General features: G+C 71.1%; 3 protein-coding genes. 1 reads left to right on the forward strand and 2 read right to left on the reverse strand.

What is annotated here, in order from left to right; translation table 11 throughout:
• Together NHG85_RS04700 and uxuA are read right to left on the reverse strand one after the other, a co-directional pair.
• A partial coding sequence (locus NHG85_RS04700) for a mannitol dehydrogenase family protein (protein WP_502213719.1) occupies window positions 1-503 on the reverse strand: 503 nt, incomplete at its 3' end.
• A complete protein-coding gene (gene uxuA / locus NHG85_RS04705; RefSeq protein WP_253330292.1) occupies window positions 500-1717 on the reverse strand; it encodes a mannonate dehydratase in 1218 nt (405 codons plus the stop codon). The genes uxuA and NHG85_RS04700, both read right to left, overlap by 4 nt.
• A gap of 99 nt (window positions 1718-1816) precedes the next feature.
• Here uxuA and NHG85_RS04710 point away from each other — a divergent pair.
• On the forward strand, window positions 1817-2366 hold a 550-nt coding region (locus tag NHG85_RS04710; RefSeq protein ID WP_253330294.1), incomplete at its 3' end, for a GntR family transcriptional regulator.

Consider the following 2366-nt stretch of genomic DNA (forward strand, 5'->3'; position numbering starts at 1 on the left):
AGCGCCTCGACCAGAAGGCCGAGCACGCCGCGGGGGGCGCGCGGGGTTTCGAGATCGGCGGCGACATCCGGGTGCCGCGGATCGGCGTCGGGGCCGTCGCGGTCGATGCCATAGGCCTTTTCGGTCACGGTGAGCGTGACGATGCGGATCTCGGGGGCGGTGAGCGCCTCCAGCACCGGCTCGGAGGCGCCGCGCGCTGCGATCACCCGGTCGATCGAGCCGATCACCCGCGCCCGGTCGTCCCCGCCCCGCTCGATCAGCGTGAACAGCCCGTCCTGGGGGCCGAGCGCCTCGGCCAGCGCGGTGGAGCGCAGGCTGACCCCAGTGATGCGCCAGTCGCCGCCCGAGGCCGCGAGTGCGGCATCGGTGATCGCGGCCTGATGCGCGCGGTGGAACGCCCCCGCCCCCAGATGCACGATACCCGCCCCATGCGCGGAAGGCTCATAGGCCGGGGCAACCCCCTCGGGCAGCCGCGACAGCGCGGTGCGCGACAGGCGGTTCATGGCCGCAACCCGTGTTCGGCATGGCCGAGCGCGGTCATGATGCCACGCAGCTCGGCCAGCCCCTTGAGCCGCCCGATCGCCGGATAGCCCGGCTGGGCGCGGCGCCCGAGATCGTCGAGGATGTCCTGGCCGTGATCGGGGCGGAAGGGGATCGAGGCATCGGCGCGGCCCGAGGCGCGGCGCCGCGCCTCCTCGCGCAGCACGGCGGCGACAAAGGCCACCATGTCGGTGTCGCCGCCCAGATGCTCGGCCTCGTGGAACGAGCAGGGCGTGCCCGCCGCCTCGCGCGTGACGTTGCGCATGTGCAGGAAATGCACGCGATCGCCCATCCGCGTCATCATGCCGGGAATGTCGTTGTCGGCGCGTGCGCCAAGCGAGCCCGAGCACAGGGTGATGCCGCTGGCGCGCAGCTCCACCGCCTCCATCACGGCACGGTAGTCCTCTTCGGTCGACATCACGCGCGGCAGGCCCAGAAGCGGAAACGGCGGATCGTCGGGGTGGCAGCAGAGCCTGAGCCCCAGCCGCTCGGCCAGGGGGGCCACCTCGGCGAGGAAATCGACGAGATGGCCGCGCAGCGTCCCGGCGCTCATGGCGGCATATTGCGCCAGATGCGCGCGCACGTCATCGAGCGTGAAGTGTTCGGCCGCGCCGGGAAGCCCGAAGACGACATTGGTGGCGAGCCGCTGGCGGACGGCTTCGTCCATGCGCCCGAACCGCTCCGCCGCAATCTCGGCCACGCCGGCGGGAAAGCTTTCGGCCGCGCCGGGGCGTTGCAGGATATGGATATCGAAGGCGGCGAAGTCGTGCAGATCGAAGCGCATCGCGGTGCCGCCATGGCCGACCCGGTACGCCAGATCGGTGCGGGTCCAGTCCAGGACCGGCATGAAATTGTAGCAGATCACCTCGATCCCGGCGGCGGCGAGATGCTCCATGCTTTGCTTGTAGGCATCAAGATGCGCGCGCCAGTCGCCGGTCTGCTTCTTGATGTCCTCGGAGACGGGCAGGCTCTCGACCACCTCCCAAGCGAGGCCCGACGGGCTGCCGTCCGCCCGGGTCGCGATCTCGCGCTGCCGCTGCGCGATCTCCTCGGGGGACCAGACCGCCCCGGTGGGGATGTGATGCAGCGCCGAGACGACGCCCTCGACTCCCGCCTGCAGCATGTCGTCGATGCCCACACCGTCCTGTGGTCCGAACCAGCGCCAGGTTTGCCGCATCTCTTCCTCCATCATGGTCGGCCCGACCCTAGCCTCGTCGATCAGTGTTGACAAGTATGGTAGTATGCTTCTAGCGTCCCGACAGGAGGAGTGCCCATGATGATCCCGGCCAGCGACCGCACATCCATGCTCGACGCGACCGCGCCGATCGGCGCGCAGCTGATCGCCAGCCTGCGCGCGCGGATCGTCACCGGCGAGCTGACGCCGGGCACCCGGCTCTCCGAACAGGACATCGCCAATGATTACGGCCTGTCGCGCCAGCCGGTGCGCGAGGCCTTCATCCGCCTCGCGGGGGAAAGGCTGGTCGAGGTGCGCCCGCAGCGCGGCACCTTCGTGTGCAAGATCGACGCGGGCGAGGTCGAGGTGTCGCGCTTCGTGCGCGAGGCGGTCGAGGCCGACATCCTGCGCCTTGCCGCGACCCATGCCGATGCCGCCGCCGTGGCCGAGCTGGAGCGTCAGGTCGCGGCGCAGGAGCGGCTGGCGCGCGCCGGCGAAGGCTTCATGGCGGCCGACGAGTTGTTCCACCGCACCCTCGCGGAGGCCGCGGGCCGGGCCGGCGCCTGGGCGCACCTGCAGCCGATCAAGATGCACATGGACCGGGTGCGCCACCTGACGGCGGCCGAGCTGCCGCTCGACCGTCGGGTCAGCC

The sequence above is a fragment of the Limimaricola litoreus genome (assembly GCF_024159025.1).
GTDB lineage: Bacteria > Pseudomonadota > Alphaproteobacteria > Rhodobacterales > Rhodobacteraceae > Limimaricola > Limimaricola litoreus.